Annotated in this window: 17 protein-coding genes and 2 pseudogenes; 14 read left to right on the forward strand and 5 right to left on the reverse strand. The window is 72.7% G+C overall.

All coding sequences use genetic code 11. The annotated features are described in order from the left end of the window. Positions 1 to 55: 55 nt before the first annotated feature. The gene (locus JOD49_RS05460) at positions 56 to 946 is read right to left on the reverse strand and encodes a DeoR/GlpR family DNA-binding transcription regulator (RefSeq protein ID WP_205306295.1); all 891 of its coding nucleotides are present in this window, start codon (positions 944 to 946) and stop codon (positions 56 to 58) included. Between the two features lie 260 nt (positions 947 to 1206). On the opposite strand from JOD49_RS05460, the gene JOD49_RS05465 reads away from it, so the two are divergent. Both JOD49_RS05465 and JOD49_RS05470 read left to right on the forward strand, forming a co-directional pair. Then, entirely contained in the window at positions 1207 to 2529 is a 1323-nt protein-coding gene (locus JOD49_RS05465; RefSeq protein ID WP_205306296.1) for a magnesium transporter MgtE N-terminal domain-containing protein, read from the forward strand. Next, positions 2522 to 3166, forward strand: a complete 645-nt coding sequence (locus tag JOD49_RS05470; protein WP_205306297.1) for a DUF1003 domain-containing protein — start codon at positions 2522 to 2524, stop codon at positions 3164 to 3166. The genes JOD49_RS05465 and JOD49_RS05470 overlap by 8 nt, the downstream gene beginning before the upstream one ends. 54 nt (positions 3167 to 3220) lie before the next feature. Here JOD49_RS05470 and JOD49_RS05475 read toward each other — a convergent pair whose 3' ends face one another. Then, positions 3221 to 4018: a maleylpyruvate isomerase N-terminal domain-containing protein gene (locus JOD49_RS05475; protein WP_205306298.1), complete on the reverse strand. Its 798-nt coding sequence runs from the start codon at positions 4016 to 4018 to the stop codon at positions 3221 to 3223. A 34-nt stretch (positions 4019 to 4052) separates the two neighbouring features. Here JOD49_RS05475 and JOD49_RS05480 point away from each other — a divergent pair, with 34 nt between their 5' ends. The 12 genes and pseudogenes from JOD49_RS05480 to galK all read left to right on the forward strand — a co-directional run. Continuing rightward, positions 4053 to 5240: an Mrp/NBP35 family ATP-binding protein gene (locus JOD49_RS05480; protein ID WP_205306299.1), complete on the forward strand. Its 1188-nt coding sequence runs from the start codon at positions 4053 to 4055 to the stop codon at positions 5238 to 5240. Positions 5241 to 5604: 364 nt separating this feature from the next. Continuing rightward, positions 5605 to 6630 (forward strand): permuted SH3 domain-containing protein, encoded by a 1026-nt coding sequence (locus JOD49_RS05485; protein WP_205306300.1) that lies wholly within the window; start codon positions 5605 to 5607, stop codon positions 6628 to 6630. Next, the gene (locus tag JOD49_RS05490; RefSeq protein WP_239525148.1) at positions 6627 to 7514 is read left to right on the forward strand and encodes an ABC transporter ATP-binding protein; all 888 of its coding nucleotides are present in this window, start codon (positions 6627 to 6629) and stop codon (positions 7512 to 7514) included. Before JOD49_RS05485 ends, JOD49_RS05490 begins: the two co-directional genes overlap by 4 nt. Beyond that, positions 7511 to 8710, forward strand: coding sequence for an ABC transporter permease (locus JOD49_RS05495; RefSeq protein ID WP_205306301.1), 1200 nt, complete (start codon positions 7511 to 7513; stop codon positions 8708 to 8710). Before JOD49_RS05490 ends, JOD49_RS05495 begins: the two co-directional genes overlap by 4 nt. 116 nt (positions 8711 to 8826) lie before the next feature. Further along, a complete protein-coding gene (locus JOD49_RS05500) occupies positions 8827 to 9834 on the forward strand; it encodes a hypothetical protein (protein ID WP_205306302.1) in 1008 nt (335 codons plus the stop codon). Between the two features lie 68 nt (positions 9835 to 9902). Next, positions 9903 to 10898: a hypothetical protein gene (locus tag JOD49_RS05505; protein ID WP_205306303.1), complete on the forward strand. Its 996-nt coding sequence runs from the start codon at positions 9903 to 9905 to the stop codon at positions 10896 to 10898. Continuing rightward, positions 10895 to 12544, forward strand: coding sequence for an efflux RND transporter periplasmic adaptor subunit (locus JOD49_RS05510; RefSeq protein ID WP_307822408.1), 1650 nt, complete (start codon positions 10895 to 10897; stop codon positions 12542 to 12544). Before JOD49_RS05505 ends, JOD49_RS05510 begins: the two co-directional genes overlap by 4 nt. 158 nt (positions 12545 to 12702) lie before the next feature. Further along, positions 12703 to 13359 (forward strand): ABC transporter ATP-binding protein, encoded by a 657-nt coding sequence (locus tag JOD49_RS05515; RefSeq protein ID WP_307822677.1) that lies wholly within the window; start codon positions 12703 to 12705, stop codon positions 13357 to 13359. Further along, positions 13356 to 14690: an ABC transporter permease gene (locus JOD49_RS05520; protein WP_205306304.1), complete on the forward strand. Its 1335-nt coding sequence runs from the start codon at positions 13356 to 13358 to the stop codon at positions 14688 to 14690. Before JOD49_RS05515 ends, JOD49_RS05520 begins: the two co-directional genes overlap by 4 nt. A gap of 158 nt (positions 14691 to 14848) precedes the next feature. Further along, positions 14849 to 15703 (forward strand): DeoR/GlpR family DNA-binding transcription regulator, encoded by an 855-nt coding sequence (locus JOD49_RS05525; RefSeq protein WP_205306305.1) that lies wholly within the window; start codon positions 14849 to 14851, stop codon positions 15701 to 15703. Next, positions 15700 to 16881 (forward strand): annotated as a pseudogene (gene galT / locus JOD49_RS20005) (galactose-1-phosphate uridylyltransferase); the annotation flags it as partial. The gene JOD49_RS05525 and the pseudogene galT, both read left to right, overlap by 4 nt. A gap of 129 nt (positions 16882 to 17010) precedes the next feature. Then, positions 17011 to 18204: pseudogene (galK, locus tag JOD49_RS05530) on the forward strand (galactokinase); the annotation flags it as partial. Here galK and JOD49_RS05535 read toward each other — a convergent pair. The 3 genes from JOD49_RS05535 to JOD49_RS05545 form a co-directional block, all read right to left on the reverse strand. Then, positions 18181 to 20370: an MMPL family transporter gene (locus tag JOD49_RS05535; protein WP_205306306.1), complete on the reverse strand. Its 2190-nt coding sequence runs from the start codon at positions 20368 to 20370 to the stop codon at positions 18181 to 18183. The pseudogene galK and the gene JOD49_RS05535 overlap by 24 nt on opposite strands. 178 nt (positions 20371 to 20548) lie before the next feature. Then, positions 20549 to 23848: a 3-keto-alpha-glucoside-1,2-lyase-like domain-containing protein gene (locus tag JOD49_RS05540; RefSeq protein WP_205306307.1), complete on the reverse strand. Its 3300-nt coding sequence runs from the start codon at positions 23846 to 23848 to the stop codon at positions 20549 to 20551. Between the two features lie 232 nt (positions 23849 to 24080). Further along, a complete protein-coding gene (locus tag JOD49_RS05545; RefSeq protein ID WP_307822409.1) occupies positions 24081 to 24716 on the reverse strand; it encodes an ArsR/SmtB family transcription factor in 636 nt (211 codons plus the stop codon). Between the last annotated feature and the right edge of the window lie 26 nt (positions 24717 to 24742).

The following is a 24742-nucleotide window of genomic DNA, read 5'->3' on the forward strand; positions in this document are numbered from 1 at the left end:
GAACCCTTCTGGTGGGGCCACCGGGGCGTGCGGACCGCACGGGACCCGGCGTCCGTCATGGTGCGGACGTCGTGGACGGGACGGTGGGAGGCGCCGTGGGGACCACGACGACCTCGACCCCTGCGTCCCGCAGGGGGGCGAGCTGCTCCTCGGTCGCGCCCGCGTCGGTGACGAGCGTGGTGACGGCCGAGAGGTCGCAGATCTGCGCGAACGAGCGGACCCCGAGCTTGTCCGAGGTCCCGACGGCGACCACCGCGCGGGAGTGCTCGACCAGGGCGGTCGTGACGCCCGCCTCGTCGGGGTCGGCGCACGTGAGCCCGGCGTGCCGGTCGATGCCGACCATCCCGACGACGAGCACGTCGAGCCACAGGCTCCGGGCCATCGTGACGGCGAGGGGTCCCGTGAGCTCGTAGGACTGTGCGCGTGCCGTGCCGCCCAGGCACACGGTCCGCACCTGGGGGCGCAGGACGAGGTCGGTCGCGATGTTGAGCGCGCTCGTGACGACCGTGTAGACGTGCTCGCCGTGCCGGGCCGCCTGCTCGGACGCCTGGTCGGAGATCTCGCCGAGCGCCTTGGCGACGAGGGTCGTGGTGCGCCCGCCGTTGAAGCCGACGACGGGCTGGCCGGTGTGGCGCTCGGCGACCAGGCGTGCCGCGGCCTCGGCCACGAGGTGGCGGTCGTCGACCTGCTGGCCGTACCGGCCGGGCAGCCCGTAGGCGACGGACGCGGCGACGACGCCGCCGTGGGTGCGGTGCGCGAGGCGCCGGTCGGCCATCTGGTCGAAGTCGCGGCGCACGGTCGACTCGGAGATGCCGAACTGCTCGGACACCTCGGTCACGGACAGCCGCTGCCGGTCGGCGAGCAGCGCGAGCATGCGTTCCCACCGCACGGACTTGCTGAGCCCGCCCGGCGCGTCGAGGGGCGTCGGGTCCTCGTGGGGTGTCATACGTCTCTCCCTGCCTCGGGGCTGCGGCGCCTGCGCTGCGAGCCGGACCAGCTTCTGGACCGTCTGACTGATTCTGACGGATTCACGTCTGTTACTTCCAGATTCAAGCAGACCCGATCGCATTCGTCCAGCACTCCCCGACCACCCCGGCCGCTCGGCAGACGGTCGGCACAGGGCAGGCACCTCCTCTCCCCCAGGTCCCCGCGCCGTCGGAGCGCCGTCGGAGCGCCACCGCACCGCGCGGTGCGTAGTCTTGCGACGTGAGTGCAACTACCCGCGTCTTCGTCGCGCGCCTGGCCGGTACCGCGGTGTTCGATCCCCTCGGTGACCAGGTCGGACGCGTGCGCGACGTCGTCGTCCTCCTCCGCCCCAAGGGGGCCCCCCGCGCGGTCGGCCTCGTGGTCGAGGTACCCGGGCGGCGCCGCGTCTTCCTGCCCCTGACCCGCGTCACGAGCATCGACGCCGGGCAGGTCATCAGCACCGGCCTGGTGAACATGCGCCGCTTCGAGCAGCGCGCCATGGAGACCCTCGCGGTGAGCGAGCTGCTCGACCGCACCGTGCAGTTCGTCGACGGCTCGGGGTCCGCGACGGTCGAGGACCTCTCGATCGAGAAGCAGCGCACGGGCGACTGGCTCGTCAACCAGCTCTTCGTGCGCCGTCACACGACCCCCAACGCGCTCGGGATCCGGCGACGCGGCGACGCGTTCGTCGTCGAGATCGGCGCGGTCACGGGCCTCGCCGGGACGCCCGAGACCCAGGGCGCCGCGCGCCTGCTCGCGGCCTACGACGACCTCAAGCCCGCCGACCTCGCCGACGTCCTGCACGACCTCGGCGACACGCGCCGCCTCGAGGTCGCCACGGCCCTCGACAACGAGCGCCTCGCGGACGTCCTCGAGGAGCTCCCCGAGGACGACCAGGTCGCGATCCTCTCGGGCCTCGACACAGACCGTGCGGCCGACGTCCTGGAGGCCATGCAGCCCGACGACGCCGCCGACCTCCTGCACGAGCTCCCGCAGGAGCAGGCGGCCGAGCTCCTCGAGCTCATGGAGCCGGAGGAGGCGCGCGACGTGCGCCGACTCCTCGCCTACGACGAGGACACCGCAGGCGGTCTCATGACGACCGAACCCGTGATCCTGGGCCCCGAGACCACGATCGCCACCGCCCTCGCGCAGATCCGCCGGCAGGACCTGCCGCCCGCGCTCGCGGCGCTCGTGTTCGTCGTGCGCCCGCCGCTCGAGACGCCCACGGGGCGCTTCCTGGGCGTCGTGCACTTCCAGAAGCTCCTGCGCGAGCCCCCGCACGTGTCGGTCGGGTCCGTGCTCGACTCCGACATCGAGTGGGTGCGCCCCGACGCGCCGCTCGGGCGCGTCACGCGTCTGCTCGCGGCGTACGACCTGCTGGCCCTGCCCGTGCTCGACGCCGAGAAGCGCCTGCTGGGCGCCATCAGCGTCGACGACGTGCTCGACCACATGCTGCCCGACGACTGGCGCGAGACCGACGACGACGCCGACGAGACGAGTCTCGGCACGCAGACCCCCGCGTCCTCGGCCTTCCCGATCCGCCGAGGAGGCCGCCGTGGCTGAACGTCTCGACACGCCCAAGGCCGCGCGCCGCACGCTCCTCCCCCGCGTCGAGCAGGACGCGTTCGGCAAGATCTCCGAGGGCATCGCCCGCTTCATGGGCACCCCCCGGTTCCTGCTCTACATGACGGTGTTCTGCCTCCTGTGGCTCGGCTTCAACACGTGGGGGCCCGAGTCGTTGCGCTTCGACTCGGCCGCGCTCGGCTTCACGGCCCTGACGCTCATGCTCTCGCTCCAGGCGTCGTACTCCGCCCCGCTCATCCTGCTCGCGCAGAACCGCCAGACGGACCGCGACCGCGTCAGCGCCGAGCAGGACCGCCAGCGCGGCGAACGCAACCTCGCCGACACCGAGTACCTCGCTCGCGAGATGGCCGCGCTGCGCATCGCGCTCAACGAGGTCGCGACGCGCGACTTCGTCCGCTCCGAGATCCGCAACCTGCTCGAGGAGCTCGACGAGAAGGAGTCGGAGCGCGCGGCCGAGGCCGAGGCCGGCCGTCCGGGGACCGCAGGCTCGTCGTCGTCCGCTCAGGCGGGGCTCGACGCCCCGCTGCCGCGCTCCTCGTCCGGTCGCGGCTCGCACCGCGACGGGCGTCGCGCGACCACGGGACGCCGCGGACCGGACACGCCGGCAGAGCAGTAGGGCGGGTCCGGGCGGTCCGGGCCCGCTCCAGCGCCTCGCGCGATCAGGCGGCGGCTACTGCATGCCCTCGTTCGCCACGGCCCGCAACCGGTCGGCGAGCGCCGGGTCGCCCTGCACCGTCAGCCCCGACCGGTCGGCCCGGCCCCACAGCCACAGGTCCAGGCCCCACGCCGGGCCCGCGACCTGGGCGCTCGTGGACCCGGGCAGGTCCACGAGCTGCGCCGAGTCGAAGTCGTACGCCGTGCCCGACTCGGGGCCGACCCCCGTGAGCCGCCCGAACGCGAGCTCCCACGAACGGGGTGTCTCCCCCGGCCCGTCGACCAGGACCGAGATCGTGCCCCCGTCGGGTGTGAAGGTCGCCCAGTCGGGGACGCCGTCGACCAGGACCCGCAGGACCTCGTCGACGCCGTCGGCCGCGACCGCGGGGTCCGCCCCCGTCACGTCACGACCTGCGGTCTGCTCGGCGTCGACCCGGTGCACGAGCGCCTCGTGGGCCTGGCGCCGGACCACCCACCCCACGGTGTGCCCGGCGTCGTGCCAGGACCAGCACGGCTCGGACGGGTCGCGCCCGGTGAGGGCCGCGAGCAGGCGCGCGGTGGCGGTCGCGGCGAGCGTGGGCAGCGCCGCGTCGTCGGCCGGACGAGCCAGGGGCGTGACGTCGTCGGGGTCGAGGCCCTCGCCCACCGCGGGCCCGACGACGGCGCTCCAGAACGACTGCACCTCGGCCAGGTGGTAGGTCAGGTCCGCGACGCCCCACTCGGGGCAGGCCGGGACGCGTGCGCCCGGGGACGCGGCGCGCACCGCGTCGAGGAAGAGGGCCGAGTCGCGCGCGATCGAGGCGAGAGCGTCCATCCTCGAACGCTAACCGGCCGCTTAGGATGGGGCCATGGCTGGCGGCTCTGCAACACCCACGACCGACGTTCTCGAGGACCTCGTCCGGAAGGCTCTGACCCAGGTGATGGACCCGGAGATCCGGCGTCCCGTCACCGAGCTCGGGATGGTCCGGTCGGTCGAGGTGACGGGCGGTGCCGCGGAATCCGACGGCACCGAGGGGACCGGCGGCGCGCGCGTCGTCGTCGGCGTCGACCTGACCGTGGCGGGCTGCCCCATGAAGTCGACCCTCGTCAGGGACGTCACGGCCGCAGCGCAGACCGTGCCGGGCGTGGGCGAGGTGCGCGTCGACCTCGGCGTCATGAGCGCCGAGCAGCGCACCGCGCTGCGCACCATGCTGCGCGGCGGCGTGGGCGAGCCCGAGATCCCCTTCGCGAAGCCCGGCTCGCTGACCAAGGTGTACGCGATCGCGTCGGGCAAGGGCGGCGTGGGCAAGTCCTCGGTGACCGCGAACCTCGCGGTCGCCCTGGCCGCGGACGGGCTCAGCGTGGGCGTGGTCGACGCCGACATCTACGGCTTCTCGATCCCCCGCATGCTGGGCGTGGACCGCCAGCCCACGCGCGTCGACAACATGCTCCTGCCGCCCGTCGCGCACGGGGTCAAGGTCGTCTCGATCGGCATGTTCGTGCCGCAGGGACAGCCCGTGATCTGGCGCGGCCCCATGCTCCACCGGGCGCTCCAGCAGTTCCTCGCGGACGTGTACTGGGGAGACCTCGACGTCCTGCTGCTCGACCTGCCGCCCGGCACGGGCGACATCGCGATCTCGGTCGCGCAGCTCCTGCCGTCGAGCGAGATCCTCGTCGTGACGACCCCGCAGGTCGCGGCCGCCGAGGTCGCGGAGCGCGCGGGCTCGATCGCGACCCAGACTCAGCAGGGCGTCGTCGGCGTGGTCGAGAACATGTCCTGGCTCGAGCAGCCCGACGGGTCGCGGCTCGAGCTGTTCGGCGCGGGTGGGGGCGCGCGCGTCGCGGAGAACCTCACGGCCGCGACGGGTGGACCGGTCGAGCTGCTCGGGCAGGTCCCCCTCGACGTGTCCCTGCGCGAGGCCGGGGACGCGGGCACCCCCGTGACGCTCTCGGACCCCGACTCCCCTGCGGCCGTCGCACTGCGCGGCGTCGCGCGGAACCTGGCCGCCCGCAGCCGCGGTCTCGCGGGCCGGCGGCTGGGGCTCTCGCCCGTCTGACCGAGCCCCGCCACCGCGCGAGCGTCCCGAAGGCCCGCCTCCCTCCGGGGGTGGGCCTTCGTCGTGCCGCGCGGCCGTGCCCGAGACGCGCGCGGACTTCCGCACCATCGGCGCTCCCGCACGACCTGGCACACCTGTCCCGGGTGTATGGTGCGCTCATCGTTCGTCAGAAGCGCGACCAGTGCCGGTCGCCCAGGGGGGCATCGACAACGCATCACGGCAGGAACCACACCTGATCGTGATCTTCTGCGCAGACATCTCATACCTGAGGTGGATACGCGGGCCGAATCGGCCCCCCTAGGCTTCCCGGAGCATGCCAAGACCTTGAGCTTCCCTGCTCATCGGATTCACCTGGAGACCTGCCGTGGGCGTCACCCGCCGGATCATCTTCCCAGCCCTTCGCATCGCGATCTGGGGCGTGATCGCCGTCACCCTCGTCGTGATCGCGTTCAAGTCCGCACCTCAGGCCGAGGGCGACACCGAGACCCCCTCGGCCGTGGTCACGTTGCCGCAGGTCGCCGTGGCCAAGGGGCCCATCACCAACACCGTGAACCTCACGGGCCAGGTCGTCGCGGACCCGGCGAGCACGGAGAAGGTCACGCAGCTCGGCAAGGTCACGGCGGTGCACGCCAAGGTCGGCGACGTCGTCGCGGTCGGCGCCCCGCTGCTGGAGGTCACCCTCGAGACGCCGCAGGAGCCGCTCGTCACCACGAACAAGGAGACAGGCGAGGAGACGGTGACCGAGCGCAAGCCCAAGGTCACCAAGACCACGATGAAGGCCACGACGGCCGGGACGGTCGCGACCTTCACCGCGATCAAGGACCAGGAGGTCGCGGTCGGCGACACGTTCGCGACGATCTCCCCCGGCACGCTGTCCGTGTCCGCCTCGATGCTCCCCGAGCAGCAGTTCCGCCTCCTGACCATCCCCACCGAGGCGACCGTGACGGTCACCGGCGGGCCGGCGCCCTTCACCTGCACCGGCCTGCGCATGGGGACGGCCGCCGCGGCCCCGGCGGAGAACGCGGACCCGACGGGCGCCGAGCCCGGCGCGACACCGTCCGCGTCGATCACGTGCGCCGTCCCTGCGGGCGTGACGGTCTTCGCGGGCCTCGCGGCCAAGCTCGAGGTCACCGCAGGCTCGGCCCAGGACGCCCTGCTCGTGCCCATCACCGCGGTCCAGGGCTCGGTCGAGACCGGCAACGTCTGGCTCGCCGGTGAAGAGGGCGGCGAGCCCGTCGAGACCGCCGTGAAGCTCGGCATCACCGACGGCACCCAGGTCCAGATCGTCGAGGGACTCTCCGAGGGCGACCTCGTCCTGCAGTTCGTGCCCGGCCAGGACGTCGCCCCGGTCGACGAGGGCATGACGATGTACGGGGGCTCGGTCGGATGAGCCTGCTCGAGCTGCACGGCGTGACCCGGTCGGTCCGCCTCCCCGACGACCGGATCCTGGAGATCCTGCGCGGGATCGACCTCACGGTCGACGCGGGTGAGCACGTCTCGATCGTGGGTCGGTCCGGGACCGGCAAGTCCACGTTGCTCAACATCCTGGGGCTCCTCGACACGCCCACGGCGGGCGAGTTCCTGCTCGACGGCGTGCCCATCGGCCGCCTCTCGGGGCGCGTGCGCGCGCGCCGACGCGGCGCGGACTTCGGTTTCGTGTTCCAGCAGTTCAACCTGCTCCAGGCCCGCACGGCGCTGGAGAACGTCGCCGCCCCCCTGCTCTACGCCCAGGGCAAGCAGTTCTGGGCCCGCAAGCGCCTCGCGGCGGAGATGCTCGAGCGCGTGGGCCTGGGCGACCGTCTCGACACCATGCCGGAGAAGCTCTCGGGCGGCGAGCAGCAGCGCGTGGCGATCGCCCGTGCGCTCGTCCGTGGGCCTCGCGTGATCCTCGCCGACGAGCCCACGGGCGCGCTCGACGTCGACACGGGCGGCGAGGTCATGGACCTGCTCGACACGATCGCCCAGGAGAACGGGTCCGCCCTGATCGCCATCACGCACGACCTCGCGGTCGCCTCGCGCGCCAAGCGCCACTTCCGGCTGGCCGAGGGAGTCCTCACGCCCATCGCGATCGGCGCCCGCAGCGCAGGCTCGCTCGAGGGCCTGGGCTCCGCCATGGAGCACGTGCCCGACGGCGAGGACCACCAGGCGGAGCACGTCGCCGTCACGCTGGGGACGGTCGTGTCCACGTCCGCGACGAGCGCCGAGCCGGCCGGGGCGCCACGTCCTCGCACCGGGGTCGACGGCCTCTTCGACGACTCGGTGGTGGCCTCGTGACCGGGTTCTTCGGTGCCCTGGCCGAGGCCTGGGACGAGCTGCGGGTCCACAAGCTCCGCGTGCTCCTCGCGCTCATCGGGGTGGCCGTGGCGGTCTGCGCGATCACCACGATCACCGCGGCCGGCGACATGCTGCGCCAGGTGTCGGCCGAGACCAACGAACGCTGGAGCGGTCGCCCCGCGACCCTGGACGTCTCGGCCTACCCGACCGGGCAGGAGATGCCGGGGGTCGAGCAGTACGTCGCGGCCTACGACGACATCACGGCCCGCTACGAGATCGAGTACTCATCCATGGTCATGTGGACGCAGACACCTTTCCGTTTCCCCGACGGCACCTTGTCGACGGAGACGCGGGCGGTCGGGGCGGACTGGGCCACCATGCACCGGTTCACCGTCGACGGCGGCAGGTGGTTCACCGAGGCCGACGAGGACAACCTGTCGCCCGCCATCGTGGTGAACCAGGCGTTCCTCGACCAGCTCGGCCAGCGCATCGAGGACAACCCCACCGTCATGATCGGCGGCGAGAACCCGGCACTCGCGACGATCATCGGGTCGTACCCCAACACCTGGGCCGACGAGCCGCCGAGCGTGTACATGCTCGTCGCCTCCCAGCTCCGGTGGGCCACGCCCGAGTCGCTCATGAACTCCGGCCCACCGCGGCTCGAGCTCTGGGTCCCGACCGAGAGCGTCGACGTCCTCACCGAGGCCGTGCGCCGCGACCTGACCGGCGCAGTCCCCGGGACCCAGGCGGAGGTCGGCCGCATGGACAACCCGGACATGAACATGCTCGACGGCGCGACACGGTGGGTCATCCTGGGCGTGAGCACCGTGGCGCTCCTCCTGGGCGGGCTCGGCCTCGTCAACATCGCCCTCGTCACGGTGCGCTACCGCATCCGGGAGATCGGCATCCGACGCAGCTTCGGCGCGTCGTCCGGCCGGGTCTTCTTCTCGGTGCTCATGGAGAGCGTCGTCGCGACCGTCGTCGCCGGCATCGTCGGCGTCTCGCTCGCGATCGTGATCCTGCACAACGTCCCGCTCGACACCATGATGGGCTCCCCCGTCCAGGACCGGCCGGGCTTCCCGGTCTCCGCGGCCGTGACGGGCATGGTCGCCGCCGTCGGCGTGGGCGCGCTCGCCGGTCTGATCCCCGCCCTCGTCGCGGTCCGGGTCAAGGTGATCGACGCGATCCGCTACTGAGCCGACGCTCCCGGGTGGGCGTGCCGCGCCGCAGCGCACGCCCCCCGGAGCCCGACGAACCACCGCGGGTGAGACCGCACGCAGTGTCGACATGAACGTCCTAGGGGGGACACCGCATGAACGTACCGTCATCCACCCAGCCGTCCGGGCCCCGGAGCGCCCGTCGAGCGCCCGCGAAGGCCCTGGTCCTGGCGCTCCTCGCCGGAGTGTCGCTCGCGGCGTGCACGGCACCGGAGAGCGAGCAGTCACCTCTCGACCTCACGCTGTTCGCGAGGTTCGACACGTTCCTCGAGGAGAACTCCCAGATCGACTGGGTAGCGCGGCACGAGGACGCCATCGCGGACTGCATGAAGGCCCAGGGGTTCGACTACGTTCCCGACCTGCCGGTCGTCACCGTCGCCGACCTCGACGGGGCCCCGCAGCAAGGCACCCCGGAGTACGCCGCCGAGTACGGCTACGGCGTCACCGACTCCCCCGGTCGAGCCGAGGAGGCCGCCGAGCCCGCGCGGCCGCTCGAGGAACCGGGGGAAACGCAGCAGGAGCTCGTCGACGCGATGTCCTCCGCGCAGAAGGCCGCGTACGACTCGGCCCTGTGGGGCGGCGACCCCGCGACCGGTACCGAGGGGGCTCGGCAGAGCGTCGACCCGGAGGACCGAGGGTGCCGGGCGATCGCCGAGGACGAGGTCGGACCAGACCCGGCCTCGTTCCTGTTCACCCCGGAGTTCGAGGCCCTGCAGACCTCCATGGCGCAGATCGACGTCCACGTCGCCGACGACCCGCGGCTCGCGGCCGCCCACGAGCAGTGGGCCGACTGCATGTCCGACGCCGGGATCGTCGGCTTCAGCCACCCCGACGACGCCCTGCAGTCGATCGTCACGGAGGTCACCACGGACTTCGCGACCGTCGAGAGCGCGACCCTGGAGAACCCCGCGTACGCCGCGCTGCAGCAGCGCGAGCGGGCGACCGCCACGGCAGACCTCGCGTGCCGCACCGAGATCGGCTACGACGCGCAGCAGCAGAAGGTCCGCCACGACCTCGAGGCGGACTTCCTCACGGAGAACCGGGAGGTCGTCGAGCAGGCGGTCGCCCAGTTCGAGAAGGTCTCCGGCGGGGACGCGCCATGAGCTCGTCCGACGAGACGTCCCTCCACGCACATCAACCCACCACTTCCCACCGAACGAAGGAAAGCACCATGCGTCGACCCTCGACACGGCCCGCCGCGATCACGGCACTCGGCCTCACCGGGATGCTTCTCCTCACGGCCTGCGGGGGCGCTGACGCGCCCGCAGCCGACGAGGACAGCCCGCTGACCGCGTTCTACGAGTCCATCAGCGGCGACCTCGACAGCGAGGCACAGCAGAAGAAGTACGAGGAGCAGAACCGCAAGGCCGAGGAGCTCGTCGCCGCGTGCATGGTCGAGCAGGGCTTCGAGTACATCCCGGTCGACCAGAGCGCCAACGTCGTCACCTTCGAGGAGGAGGAGCACGACCCGGAGAAGTACGCCGCCGAGAACGGCTACGGCATGACCATCTACCAGGAGCCGACCGAGGAGGAGCAGGCCGAGATGGAGTCGTACGTCGACCCCAACCAGGACTACCTCGCGTCGATGTCCGAGACCGAGATGAATGCCTACAACACCGCCCTGCACGGCGACATGTTCGCCGTGGAACCGGACGAGAACGGTGAGATGCCGCCCCTGGAAACGTCACAGATGGGCTGCTGGGGAGCAGCTCAGAACGAGGCGAGCGGCGGCGAGCAGGAGCTGTGGGAGTCCGAGGACATGACCGCGTTCAACGACGCCAGCACCAAGCTCTGGGAGGACGTCGAGAAGTCCCCGAAGCTGTCCGAGGCCAACGCGAAGTGGTCCGACTGCATGGCGGACGCCGGGTTCGACCACGCAAGCCCCCAGGCGGCCATGGACCACTTCATGGAGGCGTCCAACTCGCTGTACGCCAACGAGAACCCGGACGGTCCCAGCGAGGCGGAGCAGGCCGAGACCGAGGAGCGGCTGGCCACGCTGCAGGACGAGGAGAGGAGCACGGCGGTGGCTGACTACGCCTGCCAGGAAGAGGTCGGGTACGCGGACGTCCGGCGCACCGTCCAGTTCGAGCTCGAGAAGACGTTCGTCGAGGAGAACAAGGACCTGCTGGACCGCATCACCGCCGCCTACGAGGAGTTCAACAAGTGAAGCTCTCGCGCTCCCGTGGTCGCGGCGCCGGCGCGCAGGTGACCGAGGACGAGGGGCAGGCGGTCGGCGAGGCGACCCTCGCGGCAACGCCGGGGACCGGGCTGCGGGGCCACCGGCTCATCTGGCTCGTCGCCGGGATCGCCGTCCTGAGCCTGCTGGCCGGCATCGTCGTGAGCCGCCTGGTCGTCTCCCCCGCGCAGGCTGCCGCAGACGCCAAGGCCCCTGACGCCGGGCTCATCACCGTCCCGGTCGAGAAGAAGGTCATCGCGAACGACGTGACGCTGCGCGGGGACGTCAAGTACGACGACGCCGTCCAGGTCAAGGTCGAGACCGCGGACCTCGGCGGCCCCGCGGTCGTGACCGGGCAGGTCCCGGCGCTCGGCGCCGAGCTCGGCCAGACGTCGATCGCCCTGGAGGTCTCGGGGCGCCCGGTCATCGTCCTGCCCGGCGACCTCCCCGCCTACCGCACGCTGCGCGTGGGGGTCTCGGGCCCGGACGTCGCCCAGCTCAAGGCGGCCCTCACCGCGGTCGGGATCGACCCGGGCAAGGCCGACAGCAACGTCTACGACGCCGCGACGGCGACCGCGGTCGACAAGCTCTACGCGAACGTCGGGTATCCCTCGCCGTCGAGCGGCGACGAGGCGAAGGACGGTGTGGAGGCCGCGACCCAGGGGGTCAAGGACGCCGAGGACGCGCTCACCTCGGCTCGCGCGGACCTCTCGACCTCGAGGGGAGGCGCGACCGACGTCGAGAAGCTCGAGGCGGACAACGCCGTGAAGGGGGCCGAGAGGAACCTGGCCGCCGCACAGGCCGGGACGACGGACCCCGCAGCCGAGCCCGGGACACCGCCCCAGCCAGGGGACGTCGCGGGCGCGCAGGACGCGCTGACGCTCGCGCGGGCGCAGCGGGCTGCGCTCGACAAGCCGAAGGACGTCGCGGCACAGACCGCCGCGGTCGCCAGGGCGCAACGCCAGCTGGACGACGCCAAGAAGGCGCTGGGCGAGGCCCGCACGGAGACGCTGACCGCGCTGCCTGCGAGCGAGGTGCTCTTCCTCTCCGGCCTGCCGCGACGCGTCGACGAGGTGCTCGTGGAGCGCGGCGCGACGATCTCGGGCCCCGTGATGGCGGTCTCCGGGGCGACGCTCGTCATCGAGGCGTCGGCCGGTGCCTCCGACGCCGAGCTCCTCACGCCCGGAGCCAAGGCGACCTTCACCCTGCCGGACGACTCGGAGGGGACCGCGACCGTCACGTCGGTCGAGGCCCGCAAGGCAGAGGGCGAGGGCAAGGAGTCGAGCGCCGACGCCAAGAAGGGCGCCCGCTTCACGGTGTCGCTCGCGCCGGACGCACTGACGCCGGAGCAGATCACCCTCTTGCAGGGGAGCAACCTCCGCCTCACGATCCCGGTGAGCTCGACGGCCGGAGAGGTGCTCGCCGTGCCGCTCGCGGCGCTGACCGCCGGGCCGGGCGGCGAGTCCCGGGTCGAGGTCCTGCGCGGCGACGCCGCCACCCCGAGCAAGGGCACGGGCACGGACCGGGCGACCGACCTCGTGCCGGTCAAGACCGGCCTCGCTGCCGGTGGGTTCGTCGAGATCGTCTCGTCCGACGACCCCCTCGAGCCCGGTGACAAGGTGGTGGTCGGCAAGTGACCGGGGACGTCGACTGGCTCGGCCTGAACGGGTCGGCAGGTCCCCCCGCGAGCGTCCTCGACGGCGGCCCGGACACCCCGGCGGCTTCTGCGGACGACCAGGTCGGGGCAGCTCCCGGCACCGTAGCGGCCGACACCCCTCCAGCGGTCGTCGAGCTCGTGGACGTGACGCGGAGCTTTCCCGGGCCGCCCGTCGTGGACGCCCTGACGTCGGTGAACCTGCGGATCGAACCGGGCGACTACGTGTCGATCATCGGCCCGTCCGGCTCGGGCAAGTCGACGCTCCTGAACCTCCTGGGTCTCCTGGACCGGCCCACGTCCGGGGACTACCTGCTCGACGGCGTGGCGACCGGGCGCGCGTCCGAGTCGGTGCGGTCGGCCCTGCGGGGCGGCCGGATCGGCTTCGTCTTCCAGTCCTTCCACCTGCTGCCGCACCGCACGGTGCTCGACAACGTCCTCCTCGCGACGCTGTACAGCGGCGTGCCGAGGGGCGAACGGCAGGAGCGCGCGCGGGCCGCGCTGGACCGGGTCCACCTGTCGCACCGCGTCGACTTCACGCCGACCACGCTCTCGGGCGGGGAGCGCCAGCGCGTCGCGGTCGCCCGTGCCGTCGTCGCGAGCCCGCACCTGCTCCTCGCCGACGAGCCGACGGGCAACCTGGACTCGACCAACTCGGTCGAGATCATGGAGCTGTTCGACGAGCTGCACGCGGACGGGCTCACGCTCGTGGTCATCACCCACGACCCGGCTGTCTCCGCCCGGGCGCAGCGCCGGGTGCGGATCGCCGACGGCCGGCTCACGGAGCTCGACCGATGAGGGCGTTCGAGGCGTTGAAGGCCCGACTGCCTCGTCGGGCGCCGCAGGACCCGACGGGCGACGCACCGCCGAGCGGCCGACGGACGTCGAAGCAGCAGGTCCATCGCGGCAGGGCGCGCGACCGGTTCAACGCTCGCGACCTCTTCGCCGAGGCCGCGCACGGGATCGGAGCCCGCCCCGGGCGCCTGGTGCTGACGATCCTCGGCACGGTCCTCGGCATCGCGTCGGTCGTGATCACGGTCGGTCTCGCGCAGACCGCCGCGGGCCAGATCAGCCGCCAGTTCGACGCCGTGGCCGCGACCCAGGTCGTCATCACCCCGGCCAAGGCCGGCACCGGGGACGACGCGCGCCCGAAGGGCCGCATCCCGTGGGACGGCGCGGAGCGCGTCACCCAGATCAACGGGGTCGTCGCTGCGGGGCTCGTCGCTCCGGTCGACGTCGAGGGCCGGCAGGTCACGGCCGTGCCGGTCAACGACCCGTCGGTCGCCGACAGGACGAGCCCTGCGGTCGTCGCGGGCTCCGCCGGTCTGCTCGACGCCGTGCGGGGGCAGGTCGTGGTCGGACGCTTCTTCGACGGCGGCCACGATGCCCGCAACGACCGGGTCGTGGTGCTCGGTGAGCGCGCCGCCGAGCAGCTCGGTGTCAACCGCATCGACAGCCAGCCGTCGATCTTCATCGGCGAGGACGCCTACACCGTCATCGGGATCTTCGGCGACGTGAAGAGACGCACGGACCTCCTCGACGCGGTGGTGCTCCCGGTCGGCACCGCGAGGCAGGACTTCCTCGTGGGCGCGCCCGAGGAGCTGCAGATCCACATCGAGACGGGTGCCGGTTCCCTGGTCGCCGAGCAGGGGCCCGTCGCCCTCGACCCCAACTCACCCGAGTCCTTCAAGGCCCAGGCGCCGGCGAGCGGTTCCTCGCTCCAGGAGAACGTCCAGGCGGACATCAACGCGATCTTCCTGGCCCTGGGCGGGATCGCGCTGCTCGTGGGTGGCCTCGGCATCGCGAACGTCACGCTGCTGTCGGTCATGGAACGTGTCGGGGAGATCGGTCTGCGGCGCGCCCTCGGCGCGACCAAGCGGGACATCGCCGGGCAGTTCGTGGTGGAGTCCGTGGTCATCGGGCTCCTGGGCGGCCTGGTCGGCGCGTCGCTGGGGGTGTTCACGGTCGTGATCGTGTCGGTCGCGCAGGAGTGGACGCCCATCCTCGACATCCGCATGGCGATCGGCTCGGCGCTCCTGGGGGGCGTGATCGGCCTGCTCGCGGGGACCTATCCCGCACTCAAGGCCGCGGCGATCGAGCCGATCGCCGCGCTGCGCGGGGGCATCTGACCCGGGACGCACCCCTCGACGGCCGACCACCCGCCCGGGTGGTCGGCCGTCGTCGTCGGGCGGCGCCGGTCCACCGTGCCGCCCGGGACGTCCGCCGCGACCACCTCCCGCCGTGTTCAACATTGTTCGTTTCTGTTCGAATGTGTCACCATGTCTGCATGCTCGCCTCCCAGCGCCACGAACGCATCCTCGCGGGGCTCCGCGACCACGGTGCCGTCCGGATCGCCGACCTGACCCAGGAGCTCGGCGTCTCCGACATGACGGTCCGCCGAGACCTGCTCGAGCTCGCCGAGCAGGGCCTGCTCCGCAAGGTCCACGGTGGCGCGGTCTCGCCCCAGGCCACGTCGCACGAGCCCGGGTTCGAGGCCAAGAGCACCCTGGCTCTCGACGAGAAGCGCGCGATCGCCCGTGCCGCCACGCGCCTCGTCTCCCCCGGGTCCTCGATCGCCCTGTCCGCGGGCACGACGACGCACCTGCTCGCGGTCGAGATCGCGGCGGACGCCTCCCTGCGCCCCCTGACCGTCGTGACGAACTCGCTCCCGGTCGCCGAGGCCCTGCACCGCGCGGGCGACCCGCAGCTCGAGACCGTCCTCACCGGAGGCTCCAGGACACCGTCGGACGCCCTGGTCGGTCCGCTCACCGAGGCCGCGCTCGCGAGCCTGCGCGTCGACCTGACCTTCCTGGGCGCGCACGGCGTGAGCGTCGAGGCCGGGCTCACGACGCCCAACCTGGACGAGGCCGCGACCAACCGCGCGCTCGTCGCGATCGCCGGGCGGACGGTCGTCCTGGCCGACCACTCCAAGTGGAGCACCACGGGCCTGAGCGTCTTCGCCCGGCTCGACCAGGTCGACGTCGTCGTGACCGACGACGCCCTCCCGGCGGCCGACCAGGAGGCGGTGCGCGACGTCGTCGAGCAGCTCGTGGTCGCCTCGCGCGACGAGGCGCGCCACCCGACCCGGCCCCTCTCGAACCCACCCACCCCCGCACCCCAGGACGGTCGTACCCCCCGATGAACCAGCACCTGCGCCGCACCCCGACCCGCCTGGCCGACGGCCGCGAGCTCGTCTACTTCGACGACTCGCCCGCGTACGTCGCCGGGGAGCGCACGCGTCGGCTCGACGACCCGCGCCCGCTGGGCGACCGGTTCGCGCCCGTGACCGGCCCCGACGGGCACGAGCACCCCTACACGGGTCCCGAGATGCGCCTCGACCCGCTCTCGGGAGACTGGATCCCGATGGCCGCGCACCGCATGAACCGCACGTTCCTGCCCGCCGCTGACTCGTGCCCGCTGTGCCCGGCCCGCCCCGGTGCGGCCTACTCCGACGGCGAGGTCCCGGACACCGACTACGACGTCGTGGTCTTCGAGAACCGCTTCCCGTCGCTGCAGCTCGTGCCGGGCGTCTCGGACGTCGAGGGCGCGCTCGAGGGCGAGGGGACCCTCGAGACCCGCGCGCCGGCGTCGGGCCGCTGCGAGGTCATCGTCTTCTCGAGCGACCACTCCTCCTCGTTCGGTGCGCTGCCCCCGCAGCGCGTGCGCACCATCATCGACGCGTGGGCCGACCGCACCGAGGCCCTCGGGCGTGAGCCGGGCGTCGAGCAGGTCTTCTGCTTCGAGAACCGGGGCCAGGAGATCGGGGTCACGCTCCACCACCCGCACGGCCAGATCTACGGCTACCCGTACCTCACGCCCACGACCCGCGCGATGCTCGCCCAGGCCCGCGCGCACCACGAGCGCACGGGCGGCAACCTGCTGCGCGACGTCCTCGACGCCGAGCTCGCAGACGGTCGCCGGATCGTCCTGGAGACCGAGCACTGGGTCGCCTACGTGCCCTTCGCGGCCCGCTGGCCCGTCGAGGTGCACGTCGCGCCGCGCCGGGACGTGCCCGACCTGCCCGCGCTCTCAGACGCCGAGCGCGACGACCTCGCGGTCGCCTACCTCGAGCTCCTGCGCCGCCTCGACCTGTTCTTCGAGGGGCCCGCCGGCGCGCCCGTCCCCCTGCCCTACATCGCTGCCTGGCACCAGGCCCCGGTGCGCGAGGGGCGCGACCTGTCGCGCCTGCACCTGCGGGTCTTCTCGGTCCTGCGGGCGCCGGGCAAGCTCAAGTACCTCGCGGGCTCGGAGTCTGGCATGGGCGCGTGGGTCAGCGACACCACGCCCGAACGGATCGCGGCGCGCCTGCAGGCCCTCGCCCCGGCCCCGGCGGCGCAGTGGGTCGAGTCCTGGCCCGACGACGTCGGTGCGGACCGCGTCCGGCGCGCCTTCGCGGCGGCGTACCCGGCCGAGGACTCGGACGACGGAGACGCCGGTGCCCCCGAGGTCCGCGTCTACGCGGCCCCCGGGCGCGTCAACATCATCGGCGAGCACACCGACTACAACGGCGGGCTGTGCCTGCCGATCGCGCTCCCCCACCGCACGTACGTCGCGCTGCGCCCCCGGACCGATTCGATCGTGCGCCTCGCCTCGGCCCAGGAGCCCGGCGCCGCGTGGACCGGGCGGCTCGAGGACGTCGCGCCCGGAGCCGTGACCGGCTGGGCCGCGTACGTGGCCGGGGTCGCCTGGGCGCTCGGGCAGCACCTCGACGCGACCGGCGGTTCGGCCGAGACCCTCCGCGGCTTCGACGCCGTGGTCGACTCGTGCGTGCCCTACGGCGCGGGCCTGTCGTCGTCTGCCGCGCTCGAGTGCTCGGTCGCGGTCGGGATCGACGACGTCGCCGGCCTGGGTCTCGCGGCCACCGACGCCGGTCGCGCGACGCTCGCGGCCGCCGCGATCCGCGCCGAGAACGAGGTCGCGGGCGCCCCGACGGGCGGCATGGACCAGTCGGCCTCGCTGCGCTGCGCCCCGGGCCATGCGCTGCTCCTCGACTGCCGGCCGGGGCTCGACCCGGCCCGCGCCGTCGAGCAGATCCCGTTCGACCTCGCGGCCGAGGGGCTCGCGCTGCTCGTGATCGACACCCGGGCCGAGCACGCCCTGGTCGACGGCCAGTACGCGCAGCGACGGGCGACGTGCGAGGCGGCCGCCTCGACCCTGGGGCTCGCGAACCTGCGCGAGCTCGCGGACTCGGTCATCGCTGCTGCGGCAGGAAACCCGGGGGGCGACGCGGCGTTCGCCGAGGCCCTCGCCGCGGCGCTCGACCGCCTGCCCGACGACGTCTCGCGCCGCCGCGTCCGGCACGTGGTGACCGAGATCGCCCGGACCCAGGACCTGGTGTCGCTGCTGCGCGCGGGGCGAGCCTCCGACGTCGGGCCGCTGCTCGACGCGTCCCACGCGTCCCTGCGCGACGACTACGAGGTCTCCGCGACCGAGCTCGACGTCGCGGTCGAGGCCGCACGCGACGCCGGCGCCGTGGGGGCGCGCATGACGGGCGGCGGGTTCGGGGGGTCCGCGATCGCGCTGGTCCCGGCCGAGCGCGCGTCCGCGGTCGCGGACGCCGTGGCCGGAGCCTTCGCCCGTGCGGGCCTCGGGGCGCCCGGGTTCCTCCTGGCCGTGCCGTCAGCCCCGGCCGGCGCCTGCTGACGCACCGCTGCCCACGAGGGTGCGCGGCGAGGGCTCCTCGCCGCGCACCTCGTCCGCCCCGACGACGCGGCCTGGGCGCGTGCGCCCGCCCGGGAACCACCAGTTCCAGCGCCCCAGGAGCGACATCGAGGCGGGGAGCAGCAGTCCGCGGACGATCGTGACGTCGAGCAGGACCGCGACGGCCATCCCCACGCCGATCTCCTTCATGGCCACGAGGTCGCCCAGCGCGAAGCCCGCGAACACGATCCCGATCGACACGGCTGCGACCGTGATGACGGGGCCCGACGCCACGATGCCCGCGAGGACCGCGCGGTCGTTCGCGCGGCGGTCGTCCCCGGTCCGACGCCGCCACTCCTCCGCGATGCGCGCGAGGAGGAACACCTCGTAGTCCATCGACAGGCCGAACAGGAAGACGAACAGCAGCGCGGGACTCGTGGCGTCGATCGTGCCCGTGGGCTCGAAGCCCAGCAACCTCGCTCCCCAGCCCCACTGGAAGACCGCGACCAGCACGCCCAGCGACGCGGTCAGGGCGAGCAGGTTCAGGACCAGCGCCTTGAGCGGGACCACGACCGACCGGGTGAGCCAGCCCAGCAGGAGCATCGCGGGCAGCACGACCGCGGCGAACGCCCACGGCAGCCGGTCGCGCGACTGCTGGGTCGCGTCGACGAGCTCGGCCGCAGGACCCGCGACCTGCACCGAGAACGGCACGTCGAGCGCCCGCACGTGCCGGACCACGCCCTGCGCGGCCTCACCCGTCGCGGTGCCCGCCGGGGTGACCTCGGCGACCGTCACGTCGGGCGGGAAGTCGACCAGGTGCTCGACGTCCTCGACGCCGGGCAGCGCGTAGACCGCGTCGAGGAACGACTGGACCTCGGGATCCTCGACCGGCGCCCCCAGCACGAGCTCGACCGGCTGGACACCCAGGATCTCGAAGTCCCGCTCGATCCTCTCCTGCGCGACCCGCTCCTGCGTCCCCGGCGGCAGGGACCGCGCGTCCGAGGCACCCAGCGCGAGCGACGCCAGGGGCGCGCTCAGGAGCAGGAGGACCGCGGTCGACCCGAGCGTCACCGCCACGGGGCGCCGCTGGGCGAAGGCCGCGGACCGCGCGAGCAGACCGGGGCCGCTCCCTGTGCGACGGCGGACCCAGGTCCTGGTCCGCGGGGCCGGGATCGACGCGTGCAGCACGGCGACCAGGGCCGGCACGAGGGTGAGCCCCGCGAGCGTCGTGAGCGCGACCACGAGCAGGCCGCCCAGCGCCATGCTCGCGAGCAGAGGGTCCGCGAGGACGAGCAGGCCGGTGAGCGCCGACGCGACCGCGAGCCCCGAGACGAGGACCGCCCGGCCCGCGGTCGACACGGTCCGGGCCAGCAGCTCGTCGAGCGGGGCACCGGGCACCGCGGCGCGCTCCTCCCGGAACCGCACGATCACCAGGAGGCTGTAGTCGACGGCCAGCCCGAGCCCCAGGAGAGTCACGACGTTGACCGCGAACTCGCTCACGGGCACCGCGCCGGCGAGCGCGCTCAGTGCCAGGAGGGAGGCCGCGATCGACGCGAGCGCGGCGACGATCGGCGCCAGGCCGGCCCGCAGACCCCCCAGCACGAGCACCAGGACGACGCACAGCACCACGAGAGCGACGGACTCGCCCACCACGGCATCCGCCGTGGCGATGTCGGCGAACGTCCGCTCGGCCATGAGCTCCCCGCCCACCACGACATCGGGCGCGTCGAGGGTCCGCAAGGCCGCCGCCACGCGGTCCCCGGCCTCGAGCGCCTGCTCGTCCGTGAGGTCGCGCTCGAGCTCGACCACGACGAGCGAGCTGAACCCGTCGTCCGCGACGAGACCGCCCGACGTGAACGCGTCCGTGACCTCCAGGACCCCGGGGATCGCGCGCACCTCCGGCATGACGCGGTACGCGCTCTCGACGAGCGACGGGGTGAAGAAGTCGACCCCGCCGACGACCGCCGTGAGCGTCTCGCCCTGGGGGTCGAGCTCGTCGAGCAGCGCCTGTGCCTGCGCGGCGGGCGCGCCGGGCGGCAGGCTGTCGACCGTGGTCGTGCGGTCGAAGACCCCGCCGCCGATCACCGCGCCCAGCAGCGCGAGCGAGCCCCACACGGCGAGGACGGCGATGCGGTGCCGGGCCATGACCCGTCCCAGGTGCGCGAGCATGGGTCGACTACCTCTCGACGACACGGTGGGACGTCGTCGTCGACGCCCCGGCAGATGGTGACAGACGCCGCCTCTCCGCGGCAAACGAGGCTGCGCCGGTCGTGGTGGGTGCGTGGTCCGGCTGCGACACGCAGGGCGTGTCGCAGCCGGACCATGCACTCAGCGAGGAGCTGTCACGTCAGCCGCAGGTCGACGCGTCGTAGGCCGTCTCGACCACGACCTCCTCGTCCCCCGCGCTCGCCGTCACGGTCGCGGTCCCGGCCTCGATCGAGGTCGAGCGCGTCGAGAACGTCTGCTGGGCGGACTTGCCCGGCAGGACACCGGTCATGGTCTTCTTGCCGAACGGCGTGCTGAGCACGACGTCGACCGGCACCGTGTCGTCGTTGACGGCACGCACGGTGAGCGTGACCTTGCCCGCGACGCACTTGGGCTGGACCGTCACGGACACCGCGAGCTCGGGCTCGGGCTCGGCCGCCAGGTCCTTGACGCGGATGTTGCGGTAGGAGACCGTCTCACCGTTGCCGTGGTTCTGGATGCCGATGAACCCGCTCGACAGGTCGCGCGCCGGGTCGGTGCTCGTGAAGTCGTTGACGAGCACGTCGTTGAGGTAGATCCGGATGCGGTCCCCCTCGACGCGGATGTCGTACGCGTTCCACTGCCCGACGGGCTTGAGCGCCGCGGTCACGGCCGCCGCGTCAGCACCCTGGAAGGTGTAGATCGCTCCCGTGGTGCGGTCCGCGGCGTCGCTCGCGTCGATCTGGATCTCGTAGCCCTGGTTGACCGCGACCCAGGGGTCGCTGCCGGGGTTCGGGAACCCGACGAACACGCCGCCGTTGTCGTCCTTGACGAGCTTCCAGTCGAGCTTGAGAGAGTACTTCTCGAGCTCCTCGGCCGTGTACCAGAGCAGGCCCATGCCGCCGTTGGTGCGGATCGAGCAGTCGTCCTGGCGGCCGAACGTGCCCGCACCGGCGAGGCTCCAGTCCGCGAGGCTCGCGAGCGTGCCGTCGAAGATGCCGCGGTAGCCTTCCTCGACCTCGGCCGGGGAGCAGATGTCAGGGTTCGCCCCGATCGACAGCACGTCGAGGTTCACGTTGCCCTCGTCGCCCTGGTCGTACTTGAGGGTGATCGTGTTGTGGCCCGCCACGAGCGCGACGTCACGGGTGACCGTGCCCCACTTCTTCCAGTCGCCGGTCGTGGGCAGCGTCCACGGGCCGACCTTCTGACCGTTGACGTAGAGCGAGACGTTCTTGGCGCGCAGCTCGGTGTAGGGGTGGATGCCGTTCGCGTAGCGCAGGTTGAGCGGGTAGGTGCCCGCCTCGGGAACCGTCACCGCGAACGTGCGGCCCGAGCCGACGTTCTGCATCCCGGCGGCGAAGCCCGTGCCGGAGTAGTTGCTGTGGTCCGAGCCGATGCTCGAGCCACCGAGGGGCTGCGCCTCCTCGGCCTCGTACCAGCCGCGCTCGGCCGGGGCGACGTAGCCCGGCAACGAGTTGAGCGTGTACCAGGCCTCGGTGCTCAGGAGCTCGGCGCCCTCGTCCGAGGCGAACGGGCGCGGCGAGCGCAGGTGCACGACGTGGCCGGGCTTGAGGCCGTCGACCTTCAGCGTGACCGTGGTCCGGTCCTCGGACACGGTGGCGTCCGTGACGAACAGCGGCTGCTCGTCGACCTTGGGGCCGCCGTACTGCTGGGTCGGCACGTAGCGCCACTGCGTGAGGCGGTAGGCGTCGGCCAGCTTCGCGACGACGGCGTCGGACACCGGGTCGGTGTACTCGATCTCGAACCCGCCCTCGACGACGCGCATCTCCTTCATGTCGAACGAGTCCTCGTTCACCGTCGCGAGCTTCTGCAGGCCGAACCGGAGCTTGCCGGACTCGCCCCAGTTGCCGCCCTCGCCCGTCCCGCCGACGTACAGCGCGCCGTCGGGGCCGGTGATGACGCGGTTGGCGCCCACCTCGAGGCCTGCGGTGTGCCGGAAGACCGCCCCCTGGAACTCGCCGTCCACCTTCTCGAGGAACGCGCGCTGGAGACCGCCGTACGTGACGTCGCCCAGGAGCATCTGCCCGGCGAACTCGCCGTCCTGCACGAGGATCGGGTTGCCCGGGGAGTTGGCGATCTCGTTCTGCGGCAGCCACAGCGCCGGCTGGGACACGGGGTTCGCGTCGAACGGCCCGGCCGGGGTCGTGAAGTGGTTGAAGAACTTGTCCTGCTCGATGTGCACGAGCTTGTTCGCGGGCAGCCACGCGCCCTGGTTGTCCGTCCCGAAGATCTCGCCCTCGGGGCCGAAGCCGATGCCGTTCGGGGTGCGCAGGCCACCCGCGACGTAGCTGACCTCGCCCGTCGCGCGGTCGATCTTGATCGACGTGCCACGGTTGGCGGCGGGCTGCGGGGTGGTCGTCGCGCCGCCGTTGTCGATCGCGACGGAGAGGTTGACGTAGAAGTAGTTCTCGTCGTGGATCAGTCCGAACGCGAACTCGTGGAAGTTGCCGCCGTCGGCCCACCCGGCGATCTTGGTGTGCGTGTCGTAGAAGCCGTCGCCGTCCGGGTCGGTGAGCTGCGTGAGCTGGTACCGCTCGGAGACGAAGATCGAGTCCTCGATGACCTCGATGCCCATGGGGTTGAGCAGCTTGTCCGCGACCTTCGTGACCGTGACGTCCTCGGGTCCGGTCGCGTCGATCACGCCGTCCAGGAGGTACACCTCACCGGTCGTCGGGTCGGGCCGCCAGCCGCCCGAGCTCACGTCGCCCGTGGTCACGACGGCGAGCTTCTCGTCCGGCGTGAACGCGAGGCCCGAGACCTTGGGCTCGAAGCCCGCGGGACGCAGGTCGATCAGCTCGTAGTTCGGGTTGACCGTGTCCAGGCGCAGGCCGTCGCCCGAGGTGTCGGTGGCGCCCTCGCAGTACTTGTTGCCGGGCGCGGTGACCCGCACGACGTTCGCCTCGGTGCTCAGGGCCGACGTCGGGACGACCTGGAACGTCGAGGACCCGGGGGTCTTCCACGCGAGCGTCAGGCGCTGCTTGTCGGTGCCCTCGTAGTACTCGACCCGCAGGTCGTGGGCGCCGGCGGTGAGCGTGATCGCCCCCTCGACCGAGGTCGAGTCGTTCGGGCCGTCGTTCTCGAGGAGGAGCTGGTCGTCGACGTAGACGAGTGCGCCGTCGTCGTTCGTCACGCGGAACGTGTACTCGCCCTCGGTGGGGACCGTGAGCGTCGCGAGCGCGTGCGTGATGAAGCGGTCCGCCGCGCCGAACTGCTCGGGCGTGCTCCAGTCGATCGTCGGCATGAGCTTGTCGACGTTGGGGGTCGTCCCCGACTTGAGGGTGCACACGGACCCGGGGTCCTGGGCGAGCTGGAAGGTTCGGAGCGTGACGCCGGGCTCCATCTCGGTGTCGGCCGCCTGGGCGGACGGGAGCGCTCCGGCGAAGGCGAGAGGTACGAGCAGTGAGGCCCCGAGCAGGCCGGACAGGCCCCTTCGATGGCGCATTGAGGTTCGCACGAGTGTTCTTCCTCCTTGAAGACGGGTCGGCAGTGACCACGTCGGAGCCTAAGGAGGCTTTTGCCTGCTGTCAACCAAAAGTCGCATGTCGGTCAACAGATTCCGGGATCGCCTCGAGGACGGGCGCGGGCGATCGAGAGGAGCCCACAGGGCGCGCACGGCCGGGGGCCCCGCCGGGCGCCCGGTCCGGCCGGGAAGCCCTCGGCGCCGGAACGTGCCCTCAGCGCGGGTCGCGGCTCGCGTCGTGGTGGATCGCGACGAAGACCGACCACGGCTCCCCACCCGCCGCAGGCTCGCGCTGCCGGAAGTCCTCGAGGACCTCGTCGAGCCGCTGCGACAGCTCCTCACGCCCCGCGGCGTCGAGCCGCAGGCCGAGCCTGCCCATGTCGACGGTCGCAGGATCGGCCGCGGCCAGCTCCTCCAGGAACGCGTCGAGCAGCACCCGGTGCCCCCCCGGCCCCAGGTCCGCGGTCCAGGACTTGCCCGTCGCGCGGTACGGCACCTCTCGCGCCCCCCTCGCTCCCACCCGCTCGGGCTGCGCCGCCAGGAACCCACGAGCCACGAGCGTCCTGACGTGATGGAGCGTCGTCGCCGGGTTCTTCCCGAGCGCCTGGGCGATCTCCTTGTTGGTCCGCGCCTCGTCGAGGCAGATGCGCAGGATCCGCACCCGGAGGCTCGACGCGAGCGCGCGCGCGTCGGCGTCCCGCTCGGCGACCGAGCCACCCGTCGCGGGCAGCTCCGCGGTCGGCGCGTGGACGCCGGCACCTCGGGCCGACGGCCGTGCGGGCGAGGGTTGTGCGGGCGAAGGCTGTGCGGCCGGGTGCTGTGCGGGCGAAGCCGCGCGATCGGAGGTCACCCCCACAGGCTAACTGATTGACATTC

The sequence above is a fragment of the Oerskovia jenensis genome, assembly GCF_016907235.1.
Classification (GTDB): Bacteria; Actinomycetota; Actinomycetes; order Actinomycetales; family Cellulomonadaceae; genus Oerskovia; species Oerskovia jenensis.

What these genes read in the sequence shown, in the direction of transcription:
- JOD49_RS05520 (WP_205306304.1), top strand. Translation starts at nt 13,356, where the DNA reads ATGAGGGCGTTCGAGGCGTTGAAGGCCCGACTGCCTCGTCGGGCGCCG.
- JOD49_RS05525 (WP_205306305.1), top strand. Translation starts at nt 14,849, where the DNA reads ATGCTCGCCTCCCAGCGCCACGAACGCATCCTCGCGGGGCTCCGCGAC.
- JOD49_RS05540 (WP_205306307.1), bottom strand. Translation starts at nt 23,848, where the DNA reads ATGCGCCATCGAAGGGGCCTGTCCGGCCTGCTCGGGGCCTCACTGCTC.
- JOD49_RS05505 (WP_205306303.1), top strand. Translation starts at nt 9,903, where the DNA reads ATGCGTCGACCCTCGACACGGCCCGCCGCGATCACGGCACTCGGCCTC.
- JOD49_RS05500 (WP_205306302.1), top strand. Translation starts at nt 8,827, where the DNA reads ATGAACGTACCGTCATCCACCCAGCCGTCCGGGCCCCGGAGCGCCCGT.
- JOD49_RS05460 (WP_205306295.1), bottom strand. Translation starts at nt 946, where the DNA reads ATGACACCCCACGAGGACCCGACGCCCCTCGACGCGCCGGGCGGGCTC.
- JOD49_RS05475 (WP_205306298.1), bottom strand. Translation starts at nt 4,018, where the DNA reads ATGGACGCTCTCGCCTCGATCGCGCGCGACTCGGCCCTCTTCCTCGAC.
- JOD49_RS05535 (WP_205306306.1), bottom strand. Translation starts at nt 20,370, where the DNA reads ATGCTCGCGCACCTGGGACGGGTCATGGCCCGGCACCGCATCGCCGTC.
- JOD49_RS05490 (WP_239525148.1), top strand. Translation starts at nt 6,627, where the DNA reads ATGAGCCTGCTCGAGCTGCACGGCGTGACCCGGTCGGTCCGCCTCCCC.
- JOD49_RS05480 (WP_205306299.1), top strand. Translation starts at nt 4,053, where the DNA reads ATGGCTGGCGGCTCTGCAACACCCACGACCGACGTTCTCGAGGACCTC.